Source organism: Serratia sp. CY31944 (assembly GCF_052169175.1).
Classification (GTDB): Bacteria; Pseudomonadota; Gammaproteobacteria; order Enterobacterales; family Enterobacteriaceae; genus Serratia; species Serratia sarumanii.
Genome location: NZ_JBJNLG010000006.1, coordinates 214,216 through 237,219 on the forward strand (window position 1 = coordinate 214,216; position 23,004 = coordinate 237,219).

General features: G+C 62.0%; 24 protein-coding genes. 6 read left to right on the forward strand and 18 right to left on the reverse strand.

Going from position 1 to position 23,004, the window contains the following annotated elements:
* Nucleotide 1: 1 nt before the first annotated feature.
* The 8 genes from ACJ8IN_RS09620 to ACJ8IN_RS09655 all read right to left on the reverse strand — a co-directional run bounded on the left by ACJ8IN_RS09620 (nt 2) and on the right by ACJ8IN_RS09655 (nt 9,012).
* Nucleotides 2-1,333 carry an HlyD family type I secretion periplasmic adaptor subunit gene (locus tag ACJ8IN_RS09620; RefSeq protein ID WP_047569072.1) on the reverse strand — a complete coding sequence of 444 codons (1,332 nt, stop codon included), beginning with the start codon at nt 1,331-1,333 and terminating at the stop codon, nt 2-4.
* A complete protein-coding gene (locus tag ACJ8IN_RS09625; RefSeq protein ID WP_039567131.1) occupies nt 1,330-3,111 on the reverse strand; it encodes a type I secretion system permease/ATPase in 1,782 nt (593 codons plus the stop codon). The genes ACJ8IN_RS09620 and ACJ8IN_RS09625 overlap by 4 nt, the downstream gene beginning before the upstream one ends.
* A 72-nt stretch (nt 3,112-3,183) precedes the next feature.
* Entirely contained in the window at nt 3,184-3,750 is a 567-nt protein-coding gene (locus ACJ8IN_RS09630; protein ID WP_004940479.1) for a heme acquisition protein HasA, read from the reverse strand.
* Nucleotides 3,751-3,828: 78 nt separating this feature from the next.
* Nucleotides 3,829-6,528 carry a TonB-dependent receptor gene (locus ACJ8IN_RS09635; RefSeq protein WP_039567011.1) on the reverse strand — a complete coding sequence of 900 codons (2,700 nt, stop codon included), beginning with the start codon at nt 6,526-6,528 and terminating at the stop codon, nt 3,829-3,831.
* Between the two features lie 156 nt (nt 6,529-6,684).
* Entirely contained in the window at nt 6,685-7,638 is a 954-nt protein-coding gene (locus tag ACJ8IN_RS09640) for a FecR family protein (RefSeq protein WP_308325463.1), read from the reverse strand.
* Between the two features lie 76 nt (nt 7,639-7,714).
* Nucleotides 7,715-8,215, reverse strand: a complete 501-nt coding sequence (locus ACJ8IN_RS09645; RefSeq protein WP_033653296.1) for an RNA polymerase sigma factor — start codon at nt 8,213-8,215, stop codon at nt 7,715-7,717.
* Nucleotides 8,216-8,359: 144 nt separating this feature from the next.
* A complete protein-coding gene (locus ACJ8IN_RS09650; protein WP_004940491.1) occupies nt 8,360-8,560 on the reverse strand; it encodes a YaiA family protein in 201 nt (66 codons plus the stop codon).
* A 47-nt stretch (nt 8,561-8,607) separates the two neighbouring features.
* Nucleotides 8,608-9,012, reverse strand: a complete 405-nt coding sequence (locus ACJ8IN_RS09655) for a nuclear transport factor 2 family protein (RefSeq protein WP_161725898.1) — start codon at nt 9,010-9,012, stop codon at nt 8,608-8,610.
* Nucleotides 9,013-9,108: 96 nt separating this feature from the next.
* Here ACJ8IN_RS09655 and ACJ8IN_RS09660 point away from each other — a divergent pair, with 96 nt between their 5' ends.
* Nucleotides 9,109-9,852 (forward strand): helix-turn-helix domain-containing protein, encoded by a 744-nt coding sequence (locus ACJ8IN_RS09660; RefSeq protein ID WP_060429179.1) that lies wholly within the window; start codon nt 9,109-9,111, stop codon nt 9,850-9,852.
* 36 nt (nt 9,853-9,888) lie between these two features.
* On the opposite strand, the gene aroL is transcribed toward ACJ8IN_RS09660, so the two are convergent.
* From aroL to ACJ8IN_RS09680, 4 genes are all read right to left on the reverse strand, one after another.
* Nucleotides 9,889-10,413: a shikimate kinase AroL gene (aroL, locus tag ACJ8IN_RS09665; protein ID WP_060420437.1), complete on the reverse strand. Its 525-nt coding sequence runs from the start codon at nt 10,411-10,413 to the stop codon at nt 9,889-9,891.
* Nucleotides 10,414-10,522: 109 nt separating this feature from the next.
* Nucleotides 10,523-11,041: a GNAT family N-acetyltransferase gene (locus ACJ8IN_RS09670; protein ID WP_033647354.1), complete on the reverse strand. Its 519-nt coding sequence runs from the start codon at nt 11,039-11,041 to the stop codon at nt 10,523-10,525.
* Between the two features lie 53 nt (nt 11,042-11,094).
* Nucleotides 11,095-13,218, reverse strand: coding sequence for a TonB-dependent siderophore receptor (locus ACJ8IN_RS09675; RefSeq protein ID WP_308325462.1), 2,124 nt, complete (start codon nt 13,216-13,218; stop codon nt 11,095-11,097).
* A complete protein-coding gene (locus ACJ8IN_RS09680) occupies nt 13,211-14,326 on the reverse strand; it encodes an ABC transporter substrate-binding protein (RefSeq protein WP_308325461.1) in 1,116 nt (371 codons plus the stop codon). The genes ACJ8IN_RS09675 and ACJ8IN_RS09680 overlap by 8 nt, the downstream gene beginning before the upstream one ends.
* Nucleotides 14,327-14,542: 216 nt before the next feature.
* On the opposite strand from ACJ8IN_RS09680, the gene ACJ8IN_RS09685 reads away from it, so the two are divergent.
* Complete coding sequence (locus ACJ8IN_RS09685; RefSeq protein ID WP_033637256.1) at nt 14,543-15,004, forward strand: GNAT family N-acetyltransferase; 462 nt, start codon at nt 14,543-14,545, stop codon at nt 15,002-15,004.
* On the opposite strand, the gene ACJ8IN_RS09690 is transcribed toward ACJ8IN_RS09685, so the two are convergent.
* The 3 genes from ACJ8IN_RS09690 to ACJ8IN_RS09700 form a co-directional block, all read right to left on the reverse strand.
* Nucleotides 15,005-15,580, reverse strand: a complete 576-nt coding sequence (locus ACJ8IN_RS09690; protein WP_442519496.1) for a class I SAM-dependent methyltransferase — start codon at nt 15,578-15,580, stop codon at nt 15,005-15,007.
* Nucleotides 15,581-15,823: 243 nt separating this feature from the next.
* On the reverse strand, nt 15,824-16,108 hold the full coding sequence (locus tag ACJ8IN_RS09695; RefSeq protein ID WP_033647361.1) for a YdgH/BhsA/McbA-like domain containing protein: 285 nt from the start codon (nt 16,106-16,108) through the stop codon (nt 15,824-15,826).
* Between the two features lie 371 nt (nt 16,109-16,479).
* Entirely contained in the window at nt 16,480-17,841 is a 1,362-nt protein-coding gene (locus ACJ8IN_RS09700; RefSeq protein ID WP_086579551.1) for an esterase-like activity of phytase family protein, read from the reverse strand.
* Between the two features lie 426 nt (nt 17,842-18,267).
* On the opposite strand from ACJ8IN_RS09700, the gene aqpZ reads away from it, so the two are divergent.
* Nucleotides 18,268-18,963, forward strand: a complete 696-nt coding sequence (gene aqpZ / locus ACJ8IN_RS09705; protein WP_025301712.1) for an aquaporin Z — start codon at nt 18,268-18,270, stop codon at nt 18,961-18,963.
* Between the two features lie 57 nt (nt 18,964-19,020).
* Here the strand turns inward: aqpZ and ACJ8IN_RS09710 are convergent, their stop codons facing one another.
* On the reverse strand, nt 19,021-19,791 hold the full coding sequence (locus tag ACJ8IN_RS09710; protein WP_308325460.1) for a class I SAM-dependent methyltransferase: 771 nt from the start codon (nt 19,789-19,791) through the stop codon (nt 19,021-19,023).
* Between the two features lie 117 nt (nt 19,792-19,908).
* Between ACJ8IN_RS09710 and ACJ8IN_RS09715 the strand changes: the two genes are divergently transcribed.
* The 3 genes from ACJ8IN_RS09715 to ACJ8IN_RS09725 all read left to right on the forward strand — a co-directional run bounded on the left by ACJ8IN_RS09715 (nt 19,909) and on the right by ACJ8IN_RS09725 (nt 22,211).
* Complete coding sequence (locus ACJ8IN_RS09715) at nt 19,909-20,694, forward strand: helix-turn-helix transcriptional regulator (protein WP_033647368.1); 786 nt, start codon at nt 19,909-19,911, stop codon at nt 20,692-20,694.
* Between the two features lie 125 nt (nt 20,695-20,819).
* Nucleotides 20,820-21,566, forward strand: coding sequence for a DUF2076 domain-containing protein (locus ACJ8IN_RS09720; RefSeq protein ID WP_033637249.1), 747 nt, complete (start codon nt 20,820-20,822; stop codon nt 21,564-21,566).
* Between the two features lie 96 nt (nt 21,567-21,662).
* Nucleotides 21,663-22,211, forward strand: coding sequence for a GNAT family N-acetyltransferase (locus ACJ8IN_RS09725; protein WP_047569093.1), 549 nt, complete (start codon nt 21,663-21,665; stop codon nt 22,209-22,211).
* Here ACJ8IN_RS09725 and ACJ8IN_RS09730 read toward each other — a convergent pair.
* Both ACJ8IN_RS09730 and ACJ8IN_RS09735 read right to left on the reverse strand, forming a co-directional pair.
* On the reverse strand, nt 22,202-22,453 hold the full coding sequence (locus ACJ8IN_RS09730; RefSeq protein WP_033637247.1) for a hypothetical protein: 252 nt from the start codon (nt 22,451-22,453) through the stop codon (nt 22,202-22,204). The genes ACJ8IN_RS09725 and ACJ8IN_RS09730 overlap by 10 nt on opposite strands.
* A gap of 86 nt (nt 22,454-22,539) precedes the next feature.
* The gene (locus ACJ8IN_RS09735) at nt 22,540-22,992 is read right to left on the reverse strand and encodes a thiol-disulfide oxidoreductase DCC family protein (RefSeq protein WP_041033568.1); all 453 of its coding nucleotides are present in this window, start codon (nt 22,990-22,992) and stop codon (nt 22,540-22,542) included.
* Nucleotides 22,993-23,004: the final 12 nt, after the last annotated feature.

Sequence of the window (23,004 nt, forward strand, 5' to 3'; positions counted from 1 at the left end):
CTCACTCTTCCGTCAGCGCCAGATGAAGGCGATCGGTCAGCGGTTTGAACAGGTAGTTCATCATCGAACGTTCGCCGGTGCGGATGAACCCTTCGACCGGCATCCCCGGGCGGATTTCCAACCCGTTCAACCGCTGCAGACCCGCTTCGCTGACCTTGGCGCGCACGCTGTAATAGGGCGCGCCGCTTTTCTCGTCGGTCAGGCGATCGGCCCCGACCAGCGTCACTTCACCCTCGACGCGCGGCGTGGTGCTTTGGTTAAACGCCGAGAACAACAGCTCGACCGGCAAGCCCACCTGCACCTTGTCGATCAGCTCGACCGGAATACGCGCCTCCACCTGCAGCCCCCGATCGCTGGGCACGATCTCCATCAGCTGCTGACCGGCGCCGATCACGCCGCCTTCGGTGAACACGCTCAGCCCCACCACGGTGCCCGCCACCGGCGCTTTCACCTGCGTATGGCCCAAATCGGCCTCCGCCTTGGCCAGGCGGTTATCCAGCTCGTCCAACTTCATCCGCACCTCGGCCAATTGGCTGCTGACCTCTTTTTGATACTCTTCCCGCCGCTGGATCGCCCGCAGCTTCAGCTCCAGGATCTGGCGCCCCAGGCGGCCGATATTGCCGGTGTCTTCGGACGCCTGGCCGTCGATCTGCGCATACTGCCCTTCCAGATCCAGCAGCCGGTTGCGCGCCACATACCCTTGCGCCGCCAGCTTGCGCATGCCGCTCAGTTGCTCCTGCAACATGGCCTTTTGCCGCTGCTTGCTGACGTAAGACTGCCGGATCCCTTCCAGCATCGCCTGCGATCCGGCGATGCTCTCCGCGATCGCCGCCAGCTCGCTCTGCAACGCCGCGCGGCGGCTGGTGAAAAGCTGCTGTTGCAGCAGCATCAACGACATCACCTCCGGCTCCTCCCGCCGCGCCTGCAGCAATGCCGGGAAAGCGATCGCCTGCAGGCCGTCGCGCTCGGCCTGCAGCCGCGCCCGCTGCGCGGCGTTGCTCAACTGCTGGCTGCGCAGCGCATCGCGCTGGGTGCGGCTGTCGACGGTATCCATCAGCAGCAGCACCTGTCCGGCGCTGACCCGGTCGCCCTCATGCACCTGAATTTGCGACACCACGCCGCCGCTCGGGTGCTGTACCGCCTTGCGGTTGCCGGCCACCACCACGCTGCCGGAGACCGGCACGCCCTTATCCAGCGGCGCCAACAGCCCCCACAGCAGGAAACCGCCAAACCCCAACAGCACCAGCCAACCACCGAGCCGCAGGTGGCGCCCTTCGTCGAACTGCCGGGAAAGCGCGTCGATATCGCCGGGGATCACACTCTGATTGCTCATACTTTTCGTTCACCGCTGGCCGTTTTGGCAAAATTGGCGTAGTTGACGTTGAAACCGCCGCCGCTGCTGCGGCCGGCGTTGGCCGGTACGGCCGCGGGCGTAAAACCAGGCAGTTTTTTCAGAATGGCGTCGCTGGGGCCGAAGTGCTGCACCTGGCCGGCGGCCAGCACCAGCAATCTGTCGGTCGTCGCCAGGATCGCCGGTTTGTGGGTCACCAACACGATGGTGGTGCCGCGCTTTTTCAGCGCTTCGATCGCCCGCTGCAGCGCCTCTTCCCCTTCGCGATCGAGGTTGGCGTTCGGTTCGTCCAATACCACCAACGCCGGAGAGCCATACAGCGCGCGCGCCAGCGCCACCCGCTGACGCTGGCCGCCGGACAGGCCGCTGCCACCCTCGCCCAGCTCGGTTTCATACCCTTTGGGCAAATGCAGGATCAGTTGGTGCACGCCGGCCAGCGCGGCGGCGGCCACCACCTTCTCGGCGTCAACCTGGCCAAAGCGGGCGATATTTTCCGTCAGGGTGCCGGCGAACAGCTGGATATCCTGCGGCAAGTAGCCGATATGCGGCCCCAGTTGCTGTTTGTCCCACTGCCGAAGATCCGCACCGTCCAGCCGCACGTCGCCGCTGAGCGGCGTCAGCGCGCCGACCAGTTGGCGCATCAGCAGCGTTTTGCCGGAGCCGGACGCGCCAATGACGCCCAGCACCTCCCCGGCCTCCAGACGAAAACTGACGCCGTGCAACACCGGCGCGCTCCCGCCCGGCGCGCCGGCGGTCAGCTGATTCACGGCCAATGCGCCGCTGGGCGCCGGCAGCGGCAGGCTCGCCGCATGCGGCGGGTTGGCGGCCAGCATCACCTCCAGCCGCTGCAGGGACTGGCGCGCCGACGACCACTGCTTCCAGGCGCCTATCAACTGATCGATCGGCCCCAGCACCCTGCCGATCAGGATCGATCCGGCGATCATCATGCCCGGCGTAATGTCGCCGTTGACCGCCAGCAGCGCGCCACAGCCCAACATCAGCGACTGCAGCGCCAGCCGCACGGTTTTCGACCAGGCGGTGACGGCGGCGATTTTCTCGCTGGCGCGGTTCTGCAACAGCAGGAACTGCTGATGCTGCCGCAGCCAGCGCAGGCGCAAGTCGGTCAGCATCCCCATGGCGGCGATGGCCTCCGCATTGCGCAGGTTGCCGTTGGCCTGCTGCGTGGCGCTCAGCGCGACCCGGCCGGCCTCCGCGAGCGGCGCCTGCGACACCCGCTGGTTGAGCCAGGCCAGCAGCACCAGCACGATCACCCCGGCGCTGGCCAACGCGCCAAGCCAGGGGTGGAGCAGAAAAACCACCAGCAGATAAACCGGGAACCATGGGGCATCGAAAAAGGCGAACAGCGCATTGCCGGTGGCGAACTGGCGCAGGTTGGTCAGATCGTTCAGCGCCTGCCCCGCCAGCGGGTTGCCGGTTTTCAGGTTGGTTTCGAAGGCGGCGTCGTAGACCCGCTGATTCAGGCGCATATCCATCTGGGCGCCGAGGCGGATCACCACCTGGCTGCGCACCCACTCCAGCAGCCCCATAAACAGGTAAAGGCCGACCACCATCAGGGTCAACATCGCCAGCGTCATGCGGTTGCCCGACGGCAACACGCGATCGTAGACCTGCAGCATGTACAGCGCCGGTGCCAGCATCAGCAGGTTGATCACCGCGGTAAACAGCGCGATGCCCCAAAATCCGCGCCGGTATGCGGCCAGCACGCTCATCACTTCTCCGCGCCTGACGGCGTTTTTCATGGCGTTTTCCATCGGCTAAAAACGAGAAAATGCCCGCCGGGGCGCGCGGCGCCGGCGGGCAAACGGCCGCGATCAGGCCGCCAGCAGTTCCGGGCTGTCGGCGTGCTGCACGCCCACCGCCGTCGCCGCCGCCACCTGATCGAAGGTGGAATTGACGCTCAGGCCGTAGTCGTCGAGGATACCGTTCAGCGCGGTTTCCAGCGCGCCGGTATCGCCGGACATCAGGCCGTACACCACCTGGTGCACCACGCCATCGTGGCCCTGCGCCTGCAGGCTGCTGAGGTTCAGGCCGCCGAAGCTGACGTCAGGCACCTGGATGTTGTACGGCGTGGAGCCGCCGCCGTTCAGGCCATCGCCGAACGACAGGGAGTCCAGTTGGCCGTACAAGGTGTGCGCCGGGGCATTGAATAAGGTGTAGGTCAGATTCCCGCCCGCCACGAACGAGGTGATGTTGTTGGCGGTGCTGGTCACGGCATATTGGCTGCCGGACAGGCTGCCGCCATAGAAGCCACCGCTGTTGGAGTCGGTGACGTTACCGTTGGTGTGGTTGATATCGCCAAATGACGACGCCCACTCGTTCAGATAGTTATGAATGCTGTAGCTGCCGAAACTGCTGTCATAGTTGACTGAAAATGCCATTTCTCTATCTCCATTGATGAACGGCGCCCCTTGCGAGGCAGCCCTTGTGCTCAAGGATGAGCAACGCCCTTTTACTGCTTAAAAACGGTATTCCACCCCGCCCTGCACGGTGCGGCCGCGCCCCAGGGTATTGGCCAGCGTCTCCCCATAGCTGACGACGTAGGCGCGGTTGGTCAGGTTCTCCACCGAGCCGCGCAGCGTCAGGCTGTCGGTCAGCTTGTAGCTGGCATACAGATCGAACAGGGTGTACTTCGGCCAGTCGGCCAGGTACGGATAATTGGATGGCACCGAGCTGTCCTGATAGCCCGGCGCAAAGCGCACGGTCACCCCGGCGTCCAGCTTGCGATCGAAGGCGCGGCCGCCCAGCGTCACCGAGCCGCGATCGCCCGGCAGGTAGGCGGCGGAGCCGAACTGCGTCCCCCCGTCACACGTGACGAAGTCATTGGAAGCGGCATCCGGCTCAACATAGAAGTTGCCGCGGCGCGATCCGTCGCCGTAGCGCAGACGCCCTCCCAACCAGGCCTTGTTCGAGCAGAACTCATTTTTGCCGATCATGTGGGTGTAGGTCAGGTCGGCGTAGAACACCCCGGCGTCATAGTTGAGCTGGTACTCCAGCCCGCGGAAGCGGGTTTTAGACAGGTTGTTGACGTAAGCGGCATTGCCGATGCTCGGCTGCACCAGCCCCGGTTTATTGCGGTCTATCGCCAGGTTGATGTAGTTATCCACTTTGGTGTCGAAGTAGGCCACCTTGGCCACCAACCGATCGCCCTCAAACCACAGATCCGGCTGCTGCACGTTGAACCCGACTTCCCAGGCGCGCGAGCGCTCGGGCTGCAGGAACGGGTTGGGGTATTGCGTGGAAGAACTGTGCGCGCTGCCGTTAGTCAGCGTTTCGGTGATCGCCGGCGGCCGCCAGGATTTGCCGTAGGTGGTATACAGCTCAAGCCACTCCACGCCGGGGCGCACCGCCACCGCCAGCGTCGGCGACAGCTTGCCCTGATCGCGATCCACGTCCCAATCTTCGCGGGTAGTGGTTGAACAGCCGGTCAGACGCAACGCTTTGCAAGGATTGTCAATCGTGTAGCGTTGCCCATCCTTGGCCAAGTCCGGATAGCTCAGGCCGGTCTGGCCGCGCAGGCGATAGCGGTCGTAACGCAGCCCGCCCTCCAGCGTCAGCCAGCCGTCGTAGTCGTAGGTCAGGTTGGCGAACAGGCTGCCGACCGAACGGTTGCCGGCCGGCGTAACCCCTTCCATACCCTCACGGGAAGAGTCGCTGGTCGCTTTGTCGTAATAGAACTCCAGCCCGTAGTTGGCGCGGAAGTCATGCCCCGGCGCCAGGCTGAAACGCGAGGTGTTTTGCGCCTGCGCGCCATAGGTGCGCAGGCGGGTGCGCGTCGCGTAGCCGTTGTCCAGCAGCGAGCTGGTGCTGTAGGTGTCGCTGTCGTCCTGAGTATCGACGTAATACAGCTTGGCCTGAAAATCGAGCCAGTCGACGCCTTCCGGTGCCAGGCTGTAGTCGAATGCCGCGTTGCGCGCCATCACGTCGCTGTAACCGGTGCGCTTCCAGCCCAGTTCATAAGGCGGCCGGGTGCCCAGGTTGGTCAAGGTGCCGGCGATCGGCGACGCGGTCTGGGTCTGCAGATAGCTCAGCTGCAGGCGCTGGTTGGCGGGCAGGTTCCAGCCCACCTTGGCCAGCCGCGAGTGCATGCGGTAATTAGTGTCGGGGATTTTGTTGTTCTTGATGCTCTCGGCGTAGCGATCGTAATTGCCGGTGTCGTTATTGATGCGAATGTTGCCGATGTCGCCCTTGTTGCCGGGCCAATAGTCGCCGAGGTGGCGTTCGCTGGCGGCCAGCAGGATATCGCCGGTTTCGTTGCCCAATGCCAGTATGCCGCTGCCGATGAAGTGGGTGCCGTTATCGCCGGTGCTGGCGTGCAGCTTGCCGCCCAGCTCTTTGCCCGGCGCCAGGAAATCGCTCGCGCTGACGGTATTGAAGGTGGCGATGCCGCCGAGCGTGCCGGCGCTGCCCATACCGCCGGTGGTGCCCTTGTCGATGGTTACGCCGGACAGCAGTTCGGAATCGATGTACATGGTGCCGTTACGCTGGCCATGGCCGCTCTTTTGAAAATTCTGCCGCATGCCGTCGATGTTCATGTTCACCCGGCCGTAGTCTTGTATGCCGCGGATGTTGACCGACAGCGCCGGATCTTGCTGGCTGACGCTGGAATAGGCCCCCGTCGTCTGCTCCAGAATATCGGCCGCGTGTCGCGCCGGGCGGTTGTCCATCTGTTCGCGGCTGATGACGCTGACCGAGCGCGGTTCGTCGTAAACCCAATCGTTAGCGTTGATGCCGCCGGCGCCCAGCACCGTCAGGCTGTCCAGCGCCAGCGCACCGCCGTCGCCGTTCGCCGTCGGCAGCCGGCTCAATACGATCTGCCCCTGCGGCTGCAGGCGGAAAGCCACCGGATTGCCGCCGATCAAGCGCCGCAGGCCCTGTTCAACGCTCATGCTGCCGTTCAGCGCCGCCGCCTGCATGCCGTCGAGCTTCACCTCGTCGAAAAATACCTGCATGCCGGCCTGCTCGGCGAAGCGCAACATGGCGCTTTGCAGCGGCTGCGCCGCAATGTTGAAATGCTTTTGCTGTGCAGCCTGCGCGCCGTTCGCCTCAGCCTGGGCGGCGAGCGCCACAGCCGGCTGAGTCAACATCATCGCCGCCAGCGCGGCGCGTACCGCCGTGGCCAATCGGCCGGCCGGCGTGGTTCCCTTGTGAATAAACATGCGTGTGTGTTCCACCCGAAAGAATGCCAAACCAAGTGATAATGGAAATCAATCTCGTTTAAACATAAGGACGTTCCGGGAGGCAAAAACCCGTAAAGATTTTTTACAGAAAGTGAAAATAGCGGCGAAACGGGCATCCCGGCCCGCCTGCGCCGCTCAGTAAAGCAGCGTGATGCCGGGGAGATTCAGTTGGCGGGCGGAGAGTTCCTGACGAATGGCGCCGACGCCATCGTCGAGCTTATTGAGCGCAAACACGCCGCTCACCGTGCGCGCTCTTAGCGCGGGATTGACCGCCACGATGCGGGTCGCGCGATAGCGGTTGAGCTGCGCGAGCGCCTGCGGCAGCGGTTGGCGGTCGATCACCAGCCAGCCGCGCCGCCAGGCGTCATCGCCGGCCGTTTGCCGCGTCAGCTGCAGCTGCCCGTTGCGGTAATGCGCCGCCTGGCGTTGCGCGACCACCAACGAGCGCTCGCCGCGCTCAAGCGTCACCCGCACGCTGTGCTGATGCACGCTGATGTCCACGCCCCGTTCAGTGCGCGCCACGCTGAACTCGGTGCCCAGCGCCTGGGTGACGCCGTTTTCCGCCTCCACCCTGAATGGGCGGCTTTCCGCCCCACCTAACGGCGCGACGATAAAATAGGCGGTGCCGCTCAGCAGCCGCACCTTGCGTTCGCCTGCGGAATACGCCAGTGCGATCGCGCTGCCGCTGTCCAGCGCCACCCGGCTGCCGTCCGGCAATGCCACTTCGCGCACCTCGCCGCGAACGGTTTGATAATCCGCCTGCATGCCGATCCACAGATCCGGCCCGCGATAAACGCCGAAGGAAACGGCGATCGCCACCGCCGCCGCCACCGCCCAGCGGGGCCATCGATGGCGAGATGGCGTTTTCAGCGCCGCCACCTGCGGTTGTAACGCCTGCCGCTGCTCTGGCGGCAGTTGCCCCAGCGTCGTCCACAGCAGGCGAGCCTGACGCAGCGCCGCCGGATGCTGCGGATCGGCGGCCAGCCAGGCGTCCAGCGCTCGCCGCCGATCGGCCGGCAGCGCCCCTTCGGCCAGGCTCACGGCCCAGGCGGCCGCCTGCTGTCGCGCCTGTGCGGTTAGCGGTTTCATAATGGCATAGACCTCTGTTTTTTCTGGTTATAGGTTAAGACGTCTGAGCGCGGATAAACCCGTAAAAAAATTGCCATTATTGTTCTTCCATCCGCGCCATCAGCCGCTCGAGCGCGCTGGCCAAGTGTTTTTCCACCGTGCTGAGCGACACGCCCAGCTGCGCCGCCACCTGCGCCTGGGTCAGGCCATCGAGCCGGTTAAGGCGGAAAATCTGCTGCGTGCGCGGCGGCATGTCCGCCAGCGCCTGTTGCAACAGCTGCAGCAATTGGCTATCGATCGCCAGTTGTTCAAGCGCCGGTTCACCGGAGGGATACTGCGCCAGAACGTCGTCTTCGACCGCTTCGGTCTGCCGCCGCTGTTGCTGGCGCAGATGGTCGAGCATCAGGTTTTTGGCGGTTTTGTACAGGTAGGCCTCGATATCGAGAATATTACCCTGCGGATACTGCTCGGTCAGGCGGGTAAAACTTTCCTGCGCCAAGTCCGCAGCCAGCTGAGGGTCGCGCAGTTTGGCGTTCAAATAGGCTTGCAGCGGCCGCATATGGCGCAGAAACAGCGCCTGCAACTCGGAATTGGACATCTCTTTTCCCAGAAGTGAAACACCCAATAGGGGCGATAAAAATCACATAAATGATTATCATTATCAATATTGTTCTGGGAAATATGTGCTAAGGCGGGGATAAACGGGAAACCGGCCTAGCGCCGGTTTCCGCTGGGCTGCAGGTCAGAGCTCTAACGCCTCGTCCTCATAGCGATGCTTGGCGTCGAGCGCTTCCTGCTCGGTTTCATGTTCACTGAGCAGCGTATTCGGCTCAATGTCGTCGGTGCGCACTTCAAAACGGCGCAGATGCAGGTTCGGGTCGCCCCGAAACACCTCTACGACGCGGGCGCTCCGTGGATAAGCAGGTTGATCATTTTCGCGCATGCCGTTCTCCCGTGTGTTTCACACAGTAGCAAGTATAGCAGCCGCCCTCATTCCGACACGCGCGAGCCAAGATCGCGATCGCCGGGCACGCCCGCCAGCAGCTCGGTCAGTTCATCGCAGGCGCAAATGCGGCCCTCACGCACGGTGAAGTGCGCCAGCACCCGCACGCGGCTGCAGGAGCCGTCGCGCTTTTCCACCTCGACCAGATGATGGGTCAGCACCGCCTCGCCCCGCTCCGCCGCCGCGATCACGCTCAGCGTCATGCGGCGAGTTTGCCGCTTCAGCAGCGCCATGTGTTGCTCAAACTGCTCGAAGTTCAGCACCTTGCCATCCACCTGCTGGCGGTAGCCTGCACTGAAACGGGCGGCGAGCTGCGTCGGCCGATGTTCAGGGCTGGCGACGACCTGCTGCAGCGTATCGAGTACCAGATCCAGTGGGGTAAGTTGAGTCATCAGGTTTCTCCGAAATAGGGTGAACGGCGATCCTATCCCGGCTAGGCGATGGCATAATAACCACATCAAGACTTTCAATAACGATAAACGGCCAATATGACGCAGATCCGCAGCCAACGCCTTCAGCATGAAAAAAAGCACCTGACGCCCTGGCACCGGCACGAAGGCGGCCAGATCTATCTCTTGACGCGCGGCATGCTGGCAATGGAACTCCCGGGCCGGCAATGGGCGATCACCGGCGGTACGCTGGGCTGGCTGCCGCCGGGATGCGCCCATCAGGCGCTGGCCTGCGGCGACGTGGCGGGCTGGAGTCTGTATCTGCCGGTGGAAAGCGTGCCGGAGATGCCGCCGCAGCCGCAGCTGTTCACGGCCTCTGCGCTGTTGCAGGCCCTGGTGGAGCGCATCGCGCAGTTCCCCGCCGGCCCGCTGAGTGCGCCGCAACGGCGGCTGCTGCAGGTGCTGCTGGACGAAATGCACGCGGCAAGCCGCGCGCCGTTACAATTGCCGCTGCCGCAGGACGCCCGGTTGCTGAACATCGCCCGGGCGCTGCTGAACGATCCCGCCAGCCCGCGCAGCCAGCGCGACTGGGCCATTTGGGCCGGGCTCAGCCCGCGCACCCTGAGCCGCCGCTTTCTGCAGGAAACCGGCATCAGCTTCGCGCTGTGGCGCCAGCAGGCGCGGGTATTGCGTTCACTGGAGGGATTATCACGCGGCAAAGCGGTCGGCGAGGTGGCCGACGCCTGTGGCTATGACAACGTCAGCGCCTATATCGCCGCCTTTCGTCGCCGCTTCGGCGTCACGCCCGGGGCGTACTTTGCGCCGGCTCGGCAAACGGAATAGGAAAACGGGCGCCCGGCGCCCGAAGAGAAGAAAGGGTTACTTCACCGTCTCACGCGGCAACACCGCGAGGATTTGTTCCACCACCCGCTGCGGATCGGCGGCGCCGTCTATCACGTAATGCGCGGCGTCCTGATACAGCGCTTCGCGCGCCGCCAGCACCTCGAGCATCTCCTCGGCGATCGGCCTGCCGGTGAGCGTCGGGCGCTGCGCATCTTCCGGGTACTCTTCCAACCGCTGCGCCAACACGCTGGCCGGCGCGCGCAGGTAGATAACGGTGCCATGCTGGCGCATAAACTGACGGTTCTCCTCCGCCAGGATCACCCCGCCGCCGGTGGCAACTATAGTTGACGGCTTGGTCACGGTTTGCAACGCGATGGTCTCGCGGCGGCGGAACCCCAGCCAGCCCTCGCGCTCGACCATTTCCGCCACGCTCATCTGCGCCGCCTGCTGCATAAACAGATCGGTATCGACGAACTGATAGCCCAACGCCAACGCCAATGCGCTGCCTACCGTGGTCTTGCCGGCTCCGCGAGCGCCTATCATGAACAGGGTTTGTGTCATTACGGGTTGTCCCTTATGCGGTGACTTGAGTGCATTGCATACCAAAATACCGAGCGGGTGCGATGGCGTGGTGGCAGCATCATACCCTGCCCGCTCTGTATTTCAATATTTACGATAGTGTAAATTCCATGGCACAGCGACTGCCTGCGGCAAAGCCGTGCGCCAGATCCTCATCCAGGTGCCGCCGCAGAGCGGCCGTGAGCCGCGCGTCGTCGAGCGGCCGGAATCCCAGCCGCCGGTAGTAAGGCGCATTCCACGGCACCTCAATGAAAGTGGTGAGCGTCAGGCGGCCTGCCCCCTGCCGTTTGGCCTCTTGCGCCACCGCGCCGATCAGGCGACGGCCGACGCCCTGCCGCTGCCAGGTGCCGGCGACCGACAATTCGGCGATGTGCCAATCTTCCCCCTGAGCCTGCACGGCAATAAAACCGGCGCACTCGCCGTTGTCGCTTTCCGCCAGCCATTCACGGCGCTCGGCGATAAATGCGGCATGCTGCTGCGGGGCCATCACCTCGCCTTCGGCGATAAAGCGCCATTCCGGCTGCTGGCGAAACAGCTGCGCCGCCGAACGTTCAACCGCCATCAAGTGCACGATATCCCGCTGCTGCGCCAAACGAATCTGCAGGCTCATGGGTTCTCCTTAACGTTGGGGCGGTTATTTAAGCAAATTTCACCGCCCGTGGCTTAGAAATCGACACTGCCGCGCAGCACCACCTCACGCGGTTCCCCCACCGCCACGCGCAGGTTGCCGCCGCTGGACGGGTAGTAGGTTTTATCGAACAGGTTCTTCACGTTCAGCTGCCATTTCACCCGATAGCCGTTGATCGGCATGGTATAAGCGGCGAACGCATCGGCAACGGTGTAATTATCCAGGTAGAAGCTGTTGGCGGCGTCACCCGGGCGGCGGCCCACGTAACGCGCGCCGGCGCCGATGCGCACCTCATCGCCGCTGTACAGGCCCGGGCTGCCCAGATTCTGGGTCAGGAACAGCGAGGCGGTGTGGCGCGCCACGTTGGTCATCTCTTTCCCCTTGTTGTCCGGATCGTCCACCACCCGCGCGTCGGTATACGCATAGGAACCGATCAGGCTCAGCGAGTCGGTGAGATTACCGGCCACGTCCAGCTCCACGCCCTGCGAACGCACGCGCCCGGCGGTGCGCGTCACGGTTTCGCCCTCCACCAGCTCACTGACCATCACGTTGCGCTTGGTGATGTCAAACAGCGCCAGCGTGCCGGTAACGCCGTTCGGCAGCGCCAGCTTGCCGCCGACTTCCCACGACTTGCCCTGCTCCGGCGGCAGCGAACCAATTTGGGTGGAGATGGAAGAGTTCGGCTTGAACGACTCGGTATAGCTGCTGTACAGCGACACATAAGGCGTCAGCTTGTAGACCACCCCGGCGCGCGGCACCAGCTTGCTGTCCGAGCTGTCGGTATTGGTCTGGAACGGCCGCCCCTTGCCGGCATAAACGTCGAAAGCGTCGTAACGCAGCCCGCCCATCACCAGCCATTTATCGGTCAGCTGGATGGAATCCTGCATAAACCAGCCGTAGCTGGTGAGGTTTTCCCGCTGGTCGCTGTCTTTGGCGCTTACCGCGGTCGACGGCGGCATCAGGCCGTATACCGGATGATAAATATTGAAATCGCTGTTCTTTTTACCGCGGATCATGTCGCCGCGGTAGGTACGGTTATCTTCAAAATCGAAGCCGAACAGCATCTGGTGGTTGATGCTGCCCCAGTCCACGTCGCCATTGAGCGTCAGCTGCACCGCGTTGGCGTGGCTGACGGCGTTGGCGGTCGCGTCGGCCTGGCGGCTCAATACGCCGCTCTCCGGGTTCAGCGCCGTGGCGCGCGCCTGGTTGTCGCTGTAGCTGTTGCGGCTGTAGGCGTAGGTCAGTGAGCTTTTCCAGCGCTCGTTGAGCGTTTGATCGATCTGCAGGGTAACGCTGTCCTGATCGCCGCGGGTGGCGTTATAGGCTTCGTCGAAACGGCGATCGCGCGGCGTATTCACCGGTTTGCCGGTGCGCGAATCGATAATGGTGCCGCGATCGAACGGCACCAGATATTCCATATGTTCATAGGCCAAGCGCACGGTGGTGTTCTCGCCGTACCACATCAACGACGGCGCGATCACCGTCTGGCGATTGCGGCCAAAGTTGCGCCAGTAATCGGTTTCATCGTGATCGACGATCATGCGATAGGCGAACCCCGACGTGCCGAGCGGCCCGGTAACGTCAAGCTGGCCGCCGCCGCCGTTGAAGCTGCTGCCCCAGCCTTCCACGTGGGTATGCTGCTGCAGCTGGGGCTTTTTGGTGATCATGTTGATCATCCCGCCCGGCTCGCCCATGCCGTACAGCATCGAGGCCGGCCCCTTGAGCACCTCCACCCGCTCGGTGGTCGGCGTGAAGTTGCGCGCCTGCACCGAGCGCACGCCGTCGCGCAGAATGGAGCCGTCGCGGTTGTCGCCGAAGCCGCGTTTCATGACCGCGTCCTGGGTGCCGCCCAGCGTGTTGGCCTGGGTAATGCCGCTGACGTTGTACAGCGCTTCGTCCAGGCTGCTGACCGCCTGATCGGTAATCACCTGCTGCGGCACCACGTCGATCGCCTGCGGCACGTTCAGCAGGCTGGTTTCGCTGCGGGTGCCGGTGACGCTGGTCAACGGCTGATAGCTCTGCACGCCGTCGGCGTCTTTGCGGCCAATCACCACCAGGCTTTCTTCTTTCGATGCGGCTTTTTCCGCCGCCCACGTCGGCGATGTTGCGCAGGCCGCCAAAGGCAACGCGCACCACCAGCCGCGCTTGTTGTTATTCATTATCTAACTGACTCCAATAGGTCCCTGAAAAAGGTAACGGCAAAAACTGCTGATAAAGCTGTTGGAAGGTCTGCTGCGGGTTAATGTCGGCGAACAGATCCGGGTAAAACGCTTTGGCGAACATCTCGACCAGCACCACGTGATACGGGCTGAGGTAAAAATTGTGCCAGACGCTCCAGGCGCGATGGTTTTTCACCGCCTGCAGGCTGGCCAGCATTGGCTGTTTGGCGATCAGCCGGCGGAAGCTATCGGCGGCGTCCTGTTGGCTGACCTGCGGCCCGAGGCGCAGATCGGACAGCCGCTTGCCCTGCGGGCCGGCCATGCCGGTCGCGAGGTAAACCTCGGGATTGGCGCTCAGAATGGTTTCCGGGTTCAGTTCGCCATACACCCCTTTGACGCTGGCGTTGGCGATGTTGTCGCCGCCGGCGAAGGTCAGCAGATCGCCGAGGTTGCCGTGCGCGGCGGTAGTGCAGCAGGTGTCGCGCCGCCCCAGATGCAGGTGCAGCATCACTTTGGGCTTCGGCCCCTGATAGCCCGCCAGCCGTTGCCGGATCACCGCCATATGCTGCTGATAAAACGCGATGAACTGCTCGGCGCGCTGCCGGCGATTGAGCACTTCGCCCAGCAGCCGCACGCTCGGCACGGTGTTGTTCAGCAAATCGATGCGCAGATCGACGTAGATCACCGCCACGCCGGCCTTGTTCAGCGCGGAAACCAGCAGATCGTTGTCGCCGTCTTCACGCGCGTAGCGCGCCAGGATCACCAGATCCGGCTTCAGCTGCAGCAGGCTTTCGATGTTAACCTGGCGGAAATTATTGCCGCTGATAATGGGGATCGCGGCGATCTGCGGGAATTTCTGCGTATAGAGCTGCCAGCTTTGCGCGTCGAACCGCGCCAGATCCGCCGGCCAGCCGACGATGCGCTGCGCCGGGTTGCCCGGCTCCAGCAGCGCCAGCGTATACAGCATGCGGCTCTCCCCCACCACGATGCGCTGCGGGTTGTCCGGCACCACGACCTGGCGGCCGGTGATATCGGTCACCGTCTTCGCCTGAGCGGAAAACACGCCAAAGCACAGGGAAAGCAGCAGTAAAATGAGGGGATTGCGCATGATTGAACCGACACGGGGAATAGTGTGCGCATGATAATCACTCTCATTAGCACTTGCAATCCTGCGCCGCAATTGCCAAAAGAAATCCGGGAAACGGCGCCGGGGGGGCGCCGAAACACCGCGAAACCGCTGAAAGAGCGGCTTTAAAAAGTTAAAAAAATGGCGGAAAAGTCGGTTAAATAGAACGGAGAAACAGCAAAAAACCGGGAGATCACCATGACTCAACGCATCATTCCGCTGTCGGAGTGCCCGCAGTTTGCCGATGTGTGCGCCGCCTGGGCCTTCGGCCAGTGGGGCTCACAGCGCGGCGGAACGCTGGAGCGCACCCAGCTGCGCTTCGCCCAATGCAGCCGGCCGAGCGACGATCACCTGACGTTGATGATGATCGATGGCGATCGCCCGGTGGGCATGGCCAGCCTGTGGCCCAGCGACGATCATCAGCGCCAGGATCTCACCCCGTGGCTGGCCGGCGTTTTCGTGCATCCCGATCACCGCCGCAAGGGCATCGCCCACCGTCTGGAAATGGCCATCGTCGAGGCGGCGCGGCAGCGCCATCACTCGGTCTTGCATCTCATCACCGATAAATCGGAAGCGCTGTACGCCGGCTGGGGTTGGCATCCCCTTGAGCGCCGCCGGCAGCATGACGAAGACGTGGTGGTGATGGAGAAAACGCTGTAGCTAACGCGGCGTACAGACATACACCAGCGCCGGCGGGAAGTTGCGCACCACCCGCAGGCGCTTCCAGTGAAAATAGCGCGACAGCAATTTTTCCGACAGGTGGCTGTACTGGAACAGCACCAGCGTGCCATTGCGCGCCAGCAGCCGCTGCCGGGCCTGCTGAAGAATGCGCACGCTGATCCTGACCGGGATCGACAGCAGCGGCAGGCAGGAAAACACCACGTCGTAATCCGTGGCCATCCGGGTTGCCGAATGGGCCATCACCTGCAGCCGCCGATCGTCTATTCCACGCAGCCGATGCACGAAATGGGGTTGGATCTCGAAAGCCTCCAGCGCCGCATCGGCGCGCATCCGCCCCAGAATGCGTTTGGTCAGTACGCCGTCCGCCGCGCCCAGCTCCGCGATCGACAACGCCCGGGTCCATTCAATCTGGTTCAACATCGCCTGGCACAGCCACGGAGAAGAAGGCGCCAGCGTGCCGACGGTGCGCGGCGAAGCCATAAATTGCTGCAGGTACATAAATTGCTGCAGGTAAGCGAAGTGATTCATCAGTTGCAGCCGGGTCGCATTTAACATTGAGGCCTCCTTGGGTTAAGCCCTCAATGTGAGCCGAATTTCTTAAGTAATCATTAACATGATTCCGAAAGCGGCGGACACAGTTGTAAAAAAATGCAACCTCTGCCGCGGTGGAAAAAGAAAAACGGTCGTAATAATGACCTGAAAATAAGCCGCTATGCCCCCGGCTATTCAGATAATTATTACGACCGTTTATTTTATTGACCGCACTGCCGCGGCCAAAGGGTGAAAAAAAACCAACGCTTAGCGATAAATTTCCGCATTGCCGCGCCAGTTGCTGGAATCCCCGGGGGTATCCAGACCGATAATGCGGTAATGGCTGGCGCCGTCCGCCGCGGCTTTTTCTTTCAGGGCGGTGATGGCGTCATGCGGTGAGCCGCTAATGCCGGAAACCGACACTACGCCGACGCTTTGCAGATTGGCGGCCTGCTCGCTGTTGACCTGTTTCACCGACGACAGCGGCGCGGCGAAAGTGGAGAAGGAAGCGGCGGCGATCAATACGGCTGCGATGCTTGGGATAAGTTTCATGATTGACTCCAGGTGTTCTTGTTTATTAGCTCGTTGTCAGTGATGTTAATTATCCGCTAGCCAATGAAAACGGACGTCACGCAACGTAAAGAACATCAATCATTGTGAGGAGAATAAGGAGGAAGTGAGAGCGAGTATGTATTTTCAGGCAGGAATGACTTTACAGGCTTCACCTTACCCCTATTTGATGAACAATTAAAGACAGGACAAAAGAAAGAACGCGCGCCGCCGCTATTTAAGATTTTTTCCCCGCCGAGGCGCGCTGAGCTACGCTGATTTTGACGGTGTGGGGGAGCATCTCGCGCGGCAGAACGCCGCAGCGGCACGCGGAAGCCTGAAGCAAAAGGGGGCGCTATCGCCCCCGATATCGGTCACTTCAAGGGGTGCGGCAAGGTGAGCACCCAGAGCTCGCTCAGCGACTCCGGCTGCTCCAGCGGGCGCAATTCGATGCGGGCGTCGGTCTTGTCGCCGTCGAGGCTCAACCGCCCTTCCTTCTCCAACTGGTAGTCGCCGATTTTCTTGCTCTTTGGCGACGCATCCACCAGCTTGGCCTGCAAGCCGAAATCGTTGTCGTTGATCACCGCCAGCGTGCGATCGTCGATCAGCGCCAACCCTTCGGCTTTCTCCTGGCGCCAGCCCAACTGGCGCAGATCCGCCACTTCCCGTTTCTGCGCCAGCTTCACGCCGCGTTTGGCGAGCTCTTTCGCATCGTCGAACTCCAGCGCTTTCCCCTGGTCGTCAAACGCGCTCAGATCGCTGGCCTGCGCGAGATCCACCAGATAGATCTTGTTGATCATCGTCTTATCTTTATCGCTTCCCTGTTCAATCAACAGGATGCGCTGGTTGTCCAACGCCACCACATCGCCAATCTTGGCGTCTTTGGCTTTTTTATAGCTGTCGATATCGATGGGATAGCCGTACATGGCGGTTTTGCCACTGCGCGGATCGAAGCTCACCAGCCGGATAAACTGCGCCTTGTTTTTGCTTTTGCCCTCGACATCCAGCGTGCTCTGCACCGCCGCCAGAATGCGCCCATCCGGCATTCGGGTCAGCCCCTCAAAACCGCGGTTGGGCTGGCGCCACTTCAGGATGTTCGGTAAACCGCTCGCCACCGCCTGCTCGCCGGCCTGCGGCGTTGGGCCGTATTTGGCGAGAATTTTGCCTTTGCCGTCGACATGGATCAGAAACGGGCCGTACTCGTCACACAGCCAATAGCCGCCGTTGCCGTCACCGATGATGCCTTCGGTATCCAACCCGCGGCGATCGCCGGACAGCGGTTGCAGCGCGTCATTCAACGCCACTTCGTTCGTGGAACCAATCAGCTCGCCCGGCAGCGGCAGCCCGCTGATCGGCCCTTTTTCGTCATGCAAGGGCCGCGCATTCTCGGCCACGGCCTTGCCGCCGCCAATACGAATGTCCATCAACAGGGGCACGAATTGCGGATTGGCGAAAATCTTGGCTTCTTGCTTGCCCACCGCAGGGGCATCGGCATTCGGGCCGCGATCGGTCAGCGTCGTCAGCACCAGATCGTCGCCCTGCTTGCTGTTGAACGTCAGCCCTGAGCCGATCCCCACCGGCAGCCCCTGCGGGAAATTCTTGGCGAACGCCCCCTGATAAGCGACGCGTTCCCCGCCGGGAAAGCCGACCACATAACGCGCCACCTCAATGTCGGCAGCGTAGGTGAATACAGGAAACAGTGAAGCCAACAGCAGGGAGAGCGATTTTATTTTCATGATTTTTACCCGAGGTTGAATGAAGCGTTATCAGGCAGAAGAAGATATTAATTTAGCATGACACTTAGATGACAACAGGCCATTCGTCAAATGCACAATCGGTAATAAGGTTGGCTGGCAAATAGAAATTAGCAATTAACCTGAGCGTATTGAATGGGGAAAACCGCTGGAAAAAATCGCCCGAAAATAGCGTGCCATTTCGCTTAGGGTAAATTCTTATGGCAAAGATAAAAAAAACGGCAAACGCGCGCCGGCACGGGAAAAAACGGCGTTTTTCTCATAGACAAAATAAAATACCGGGGATTTAATACCGCCGTTATTCAAGGTGCATTAAGAAAATTCTATAGAATATCTGCATGAACTGAAAAAGCTGTTCTATAGTTTTTAGTGCTAACGCCCGTTAGTCAATTCCGCAGGATGGAATCTATGTCAAAGCGACTTTTTGCCGAATTTTTTGGCACATTTTGGTTGGTGTTTGGTGGTTGTGGTAGCGCAGTATTAGCAGCGGCATTCCCACAGCTGGGTATTGGTTTCCTCGGCGTCGCGCTCGCTTTCGGTCTGACCGTGGTGACGATGGCCTATGCCGTCGGCCATATTTCCGGCGGGCACTTTAACCCGGCGATCACCGTCGGCTTATTCGCCGGCGGCCGTTTCGCGGCGAAAGACGTGATCCCTTACGTGATCGCTCAGGTGATCGGCGGTATCGCCGCAGCGGCGGTGCTGTATTTGATCGCCAGCGGCAAAGCCGGTTTCGACGCCACCGCAGGCGGTTTCGCCTCCAACGGTTACGGCGAACACTCTCCGGGCGGTTACTCTCTGCAATCAGCAATCGTGATTGAGCTGGTGCTGACCGCCTTCTTCCTGATCGTTATTCATGGCGTGACCGACAAGCGCGCGCCGGCAGGCTTCGCCCCGTTGGCGATCGGCCTGACGTTGACCCTGATCCACCTGATCAGCATCCCGGTGACCAACACCTCCGTCAACCCGGCGCGCAGCACCGGCGTAGCGATCTTCCAGGGCACCTGGGCGCTGCAGCAGCTGTGGGTATTCTGGCTGGTGCCGCTGGTCGGCGGCATTATCGGCGGCCTGATCTACCGCTGCCTGCTGGAAGATAAAAAATAAGCGCATCGCAGCCGATAGCGTTTCGCGGGGCAGCCTTCATCGGCTGCCCCGTTGCTTTCAGCCCTTCGTCACTTCAAACATCATGATATCGCTGGTAAAGGTGCCGTCCGGCTGAATGGCGAAATGCGCCGCCACCTCCTGCGACACGCTTTGCTGCAGCGCGCGGATCGCGGTAACGAAATGCGCCGGCGTGCGCATGCGCGCCACCCAACTGCCAAACTCCAGCATCAACCGATCCGACGTCACCTCGCGCACCACCAGCCCGGCTTCGGTCAGCAACATCAGCCACTCGCCCGGCGCATAGTTGCGCACGTGTGAGGTGTCGCGCAGCACTTCCACGGTTTGCAGATAGATATCCAACAGCGGATGCCCCGGCGAGACCACGTCCATAAAGATCGCTCTGCCGCCCGGCTTGAGTACCCGCCTGACCTCACGCAGCGCCTGGCCGACGTCGTGCCAGTGGTGCGCCGAATAGCGGCTGATGACCAGATCGAAGCCGGCGTCCTCAAACGGCAAAGACTCCGCCACGCCCTGCTGCAGCTGAATGTTGTTCAGGCCTTTTTCCGCCGCCGCCAGCTCCACCACCGCCAGCATCTGCGCCGACAGATCGTAGGCCACCACCTGCGCTACCCTGCCCGCCGCCGTGAAGCTGGCATGCCCGGCGCCGCAGCCCAGATCGAGCAGGCGCGCGCCGGCATGCGGTTCCAGTAACTGTGCAAGGCGCTGCAAATCCTTGCCCTGCGCGTGTACCGCGCTGGTTAAGTAGGCGTTGGCCTGCTCGCCGAACTGCCGGTCTACCGCGTTTTTATGGCTGTTGCTGATGCTCATGTTTGCTCCCGTTATTATCCGGCTTGCGCCTGTGCCTGAAGACTTTCGGCTACTATAATCAGGCTACTATACGGGTACAATATGAGCAGTTATCCTGGTATAAATAGGTACCACGCTATGTCATCAGAAGCCTTATCCGGGCCAAAGGCCCTCGGCGCGTTTCTGCGCGCACACCGCGAACGCATCACGCCGGAAATGCTCGGCCTGCCCAGTTCCTCACGCCGCCGCACCAGCGGCCTGCGGCGCGAAGAGCTGGCGCAAATCAGCGGCATCAGCGCCACCTGGTATACCTGGATCGAACAGGGGCGCGAGGTGTCCATTTCCCCCTTCACGCTGGCGCGCATCGCCAAGGCGCTGCGGCTCGGCCCCGCCGAACGCCACTACCTGTTTACCCTGGCGCGCGTCGCCGACCCCGAGCAGGAAACTCACCGCGAAACCGCCAACGACGCGGTGCTGCAAAGCGTGCACCAGATGACGGTGCCCTGTTACCTGCTGGACGTGACCTGGAACGTCGTCGCCTGGAACCCGCAGGCGGCGGCGCTGTTCAGCGGCTGGCTGGATGTGGCCAACAGCCCCAACCTGCTGCACTTCATGTTCTTCCACCCGCTGGCGAAAACGCTGGTCAGCGATTGGGAAGAACGTGCCCGCCGCGTGGTGGCCGAATTCCGCGCCGAAACCAGCCACCATCAAAACACCGAAGAGATGCGCGCCTTCGTGCGCAGCATGACGCACAACAGCGCGGACTTTAATCACTGGTGGAAACAGCATGACGTGATGGCGCGCGAAGGCGGCGAGCGCGCGTTCGAGCACCCTCAGCAAGGCGCGCTGCGCTATCGCCAGCTCACCTTCCACCCGGCGGAGCACGGCGGCCTGAAGCTGGTGATGCTGATCCCGCTGCCGTAATTGGTAACAAATTCATAGACAGGTTTACCCGTCATTTATTTATTGGTTCATGTAAACGCGCTAGGGTGATTGTTACCGATGACAACGATCATCCAGCACCGTTATTTATCTCCCGAGGTACGCCTATGCAATCCGAAGAACAACGCCTTATCGATGGTCTGTTTGGCCGCCTGAAAGAAGCCGAGACCAAGACGGGCCCACGGGATCTCCAGGCAGAACAGCAAATCAATCAGCATATTCGCGAGCAGCCTTCCGCCCCTTATTACATGGCGCAGGCGATGATCATTCAGGAAGCGGCGCTCAAGCAGATGGACCAGCGGGTCAAAGAGCTGGAAGCCCAGGTTGCGCAGCTGCAGCAAACCGCCAACGGCCAACAGAGCAGCGGCGGTTTCCTGGCCGGCCTGTTCGGCGGCGGCAGCCGCAATACGCCTAGCCCGCGTGAACAGTATCAGGCGCAGCAGCAAAATACGGCGGCCTGGAACAACGCGCAGCAGGGGGGCTACGCGCAGCCGCAGCAGCCAGCCTACGCCCAACCGCAGCAGGCGGCGCCTTCACGCGCCGGCGGCTTCCTGGGAGGCGCCTTGCAAACGGCGGCGGGCGTCGCCGGCGGCGTGGTATTGGCCGACATGCTGACCGGCATGTTCCGCCATTCGCAGCCGCAGGAAATCGTGAACATTATCGAAGAAACCCCGGCGCCGCTGGACGACAGCGCGATGCGCAATTTCGACGCTTCCAACAACCTTGATACCTTCAACAACGGCGACGGCGGCAGCTTCCTGAATCAGGACAACGGCTTCCAGAACGCCAACTACCAGGACGACCAGGACTACGCCGACGACGATTACAACGACGACGACGATTCCTTCCTGTAATGCCTCTCTCCCCCTCTCACCCGCAGAGGGGGGATTTCCCGTTTCGCCGATCTGGACTACAGTGAACGCTGTTCATTTATCCGGCCGGGAGAAACGATGCCGAGCTTTAATCCTTCAGCCCCGTACTTCAGCGAACGCCTGCAGATGCGGCCGCCGGTGATGGCGGACCTCGAACGTTTCTACGCCATCTTTGGCGATCCGCAAACCCAGCTCTTCAACCCCGCCGGCCCGCTCACCAGCGAGGCGCAGGCCGCTTCGGCGCTGCAGGAGCGGCTCGCCGGCTGGCGGCAACACGGCTACGGCTCCTGGGCGCTCGCCCTGCGCGAACGGCCGGATTGGGTTATCGGGTTTGGCGGGTTGTCCTGGAAACCGCTCGGCGCGCAGCGCACCGTGAACCTCGGCTATCGCTTCGACACCCGCGTCTGGGGCATGGGGCTGGCCACCGAGATGGCGTGGGCTTCACTGCAATACGGGTTTGTCGGGCTGGGGATGGGTGAGATTTCCGCCATTGTGCGCGCGGAGAATCAGGCTTCGTGGCGGGTGCTGGAAAAGATCGGCATGCAGCGTGTGGATACGCTGGATGACGTGCCCGGCGCGGCGCCGAGCCTGGTATATACGCTAAAGCGCGGCGACTATCAGGGCTGATCGTCGCTGATTTTAGCCAACGCCATGCGGTAAGATTTGACCTTCTGACGCTTTTTCAGCCAGGTGGTGGTAGAGACGATGAACACCGCGCCCGACATCGCCAACACGCCGATCGGGTGGCCGTAAAACACCATCAAGGCAAAGTATACGGCGGAAACGATCGCCACCCACTTCGCCGTATTGCCCATGTCGTTCTTCTCCTGGGTCAAACGGCGGATGTGCTCTTCTTCACTGATTCCCATACGCGCTCCTTGTTGGCTGAACGTTCCATTATATGGGGCTGGAATGTTGATATTTCAAGCAGTTGGATGGTAAAGAAGCGTAAAGCTCAGGCCGGCGGTTCCCGCCGCCGAGGCAGATAGCGCCCGGGCTGATCGGCGCCCGGCAGGCCGGTGCCGTCGTTGCGGCCAAACAGCCGGTAGCGATTGCCGGCGACCGCGTCGTAGACCTTGTCCGCCAGCCGCGGCGGCAGGTAACGCGCCAGCGCCAGCACGCGGTACGGCCACCCCAATTGGCGCAGCGCCTGGAACAACGCAGCCGAACGCAGCCAATAGCGCCCCTGCTCAACATAGACCACGGAATCGAAACGATCGGTCGGCAGCCCCAACGCCTGCAGGATCGCCTGCCCTTCGACGGATTGCACCGTCGCCAACAGAATGCACCGCTGCCGATCGGCGCGAATAAGATACCTTACCAGCCCGTGACACAGATTGCATTCGCCGTCGAACAACAGCGCGCGATCGCCGGGCTGGAGATAGGGCAATGGTGATAAAGGGGTCATTCCGCCTCCCGT

Excerpts from the sequence above, each read along its gene's own strand:
- ACJ8IN_RS09710 (WP_308325460.1), bottom strand. The coding sequence starts at position 19,791 with ATGAGCATCAGCAACAGCCATAAAAACGCGGTAGACCGGCAGTTCGGC.
- ACJ8IN_RS09645 (WP_033653296.1), bottom strand. The coding sequence starts at position 8,215 with ATGTCCAATTCCGAGTTGCAGGCGCTGTTTCTGCGCCATATGCGGCCG.
- ACJ8IN_RS09670 (WP_033647354.1), bottom strand. The coding sequence starts at position 11,041 with ATGAGCCTGCAGATTCGTTTGGCGCAGCAGCGGGATATCGTGCACTTG.
- ACJ8IN_RS09725 (WP_047569093.1), top strand. The coding sequence starts at position 21,663 with ATGCCGAGCTTTAATCCTTCAGCCCCGTACTTCAGCGAACGCCTGCAG.
- ACJ8IN_RS09690 (WP_442519496.1), bottom strand. The coding sequence starts at position 15,580 with ATGTTAAATGCGACCCGGCTGCAACTGATGAATCACTTCGCTTACCTG.
- ACJ8IN_RS09700 (WP_086579551.1), bottom strand. The coding sequence starts at position 17,841 with ATGAAAATAAAATCGCTCTCCCTGCTGTTGGCTTCACTGTTTCCTGTA.
- ACJ8IN_RS09625 (WP_039567131.1), bottom strand. The coding sequence starts at position 3,111 with ATGAAAAACGCCGTCAGGCGCGGAGAAGTGATGAGCGTGCTGGCCGCA.
- ACJ8IN_RS09715 (WP_033647368.1), top strand. The coding sequence starts at position 19,909 with ATGTCATCAGAAGCCTTATCCGGGCCAAAGGCCCTCGGCGCGTTTCTG.
- ACJ8IN_RS09660 (WP_060429179.1), top strand. The coding sequence starts at position 9,109 with ATGACGCAGATCCGCAGCCAACGCCTTCAGCATGAAAAAAAGCACCTG.
- aroL (WP_060420437.1), bottom strand. The coding sequence starts at position 10,413 with ATGACACAAACCCTGTTCATGATAGGCGCTCGCGGAGCCGGCAAGACC.
- ACJ8IN_RS09620 (WP_047569072.1), bottom strand. The coding sequence starts at position 1,333 with ATGAGCAATCAGAGTGTGATCCCCGGCGATATCGACGCGCTTTCCCGG.
- ACJ8IN_RS09655 (WP_161725898.1), bottom strand. The coding sequence starts at position 9,012 with ATGACTCAACTTACCCCACTGGATCTGGTACTCGATACGCTGCAGCAG.
- ACJ8IN_RS09685 (WP_033637256.1), top strand. The coding sequence starts at position 14,543 with ATGACTCAACGCATCATTCCGCTGTCGGAGTGCCCGCAGTTTGCCGAT.
- ACJ8IN_RS09735 (WP_041033568.1), bottom strand. The coding sequence starts at position 22,992 with ATGACCCCTTTATCACCATTGCCCTATCTCCAGCCCGGCGATCGCGCG.
- ACJ8IN_RS09650 (WP_004940491.1), bottom strand. The coding sequence starts at position 8,560 with ATGCGCGAAAATGATCAACCTGCTTATCCACGGAGCGCCCGCGTCGTA.
- aqpZ (WP_025301712.1), top strand. The coding sequence starts at position 18,268 with ATGTCAAAGCGACTTTTTGCCGAATTTTTTGGCACATTTTGGTTGGTG.
- ACJ8IN_RS09730 (WP_033637247.1), bottom strand. The coding sequence starts at position 22,453 with ATGGGAATCAGTGAAGAAGAGCACATCCGCCGTTTGACCCAGGAGAAG.
- ACJ8IN_RS09635 (WP_039567011.1), bottom strand. The coding sequence starts at position 6,528 with ATGTTTATTCACAAGGGAACCACGCCGGCCGGCCGATTGGCCACGGCG.
- ACJ8IN_RS09640 (WP_308325463.1), bottom strand. The coding sequence starts at position 7,638 with ATGAAACCGCTAACCGCACAGGCGCGACAGCAGGCGGCCGCCTGGGCC.
- ACJ8IN_RS09630 (WP_004940479.1), bottom strand. The coding sequence starts at position 3,750 with ATGGCATTTTCAGTCAACTATGACAGCAGTTTCGGCAGCTACAGCATT.
- ACJ8IN_RS09675 (WP_308325462.1), bottom strand. The coding sequence starts at position 13,218 with ATGAATAACAACAAGCGCGGCTGGTGGTGCGCGTTGCCTTTGGCGGCC.
- ACJ8IN_RS09680 (WP_308325461.1), bottom strand. The coding sequence starts at position 14,326 with ATGCGCAATCCCCTCATTTTACTGCTGCTTTCCCTGTGCTTTGGCGTG.
- ACJ8IN_RS09720 (WP_033637249.1), top strand. The coding sequence starts at position 20,820 with ATGCAATCCGAAGAACAACGCCTTATCGATGGTCTGTTTGGCCGCCTG.
- ACJ8IN_RS09695 (WP_033647361.1), bottom strand. The coding sequence starts at position 16,108 with ATGAAACTTATCCCAAGCATCGCAGCCGTATTGATCGCCGCCGCTTCC.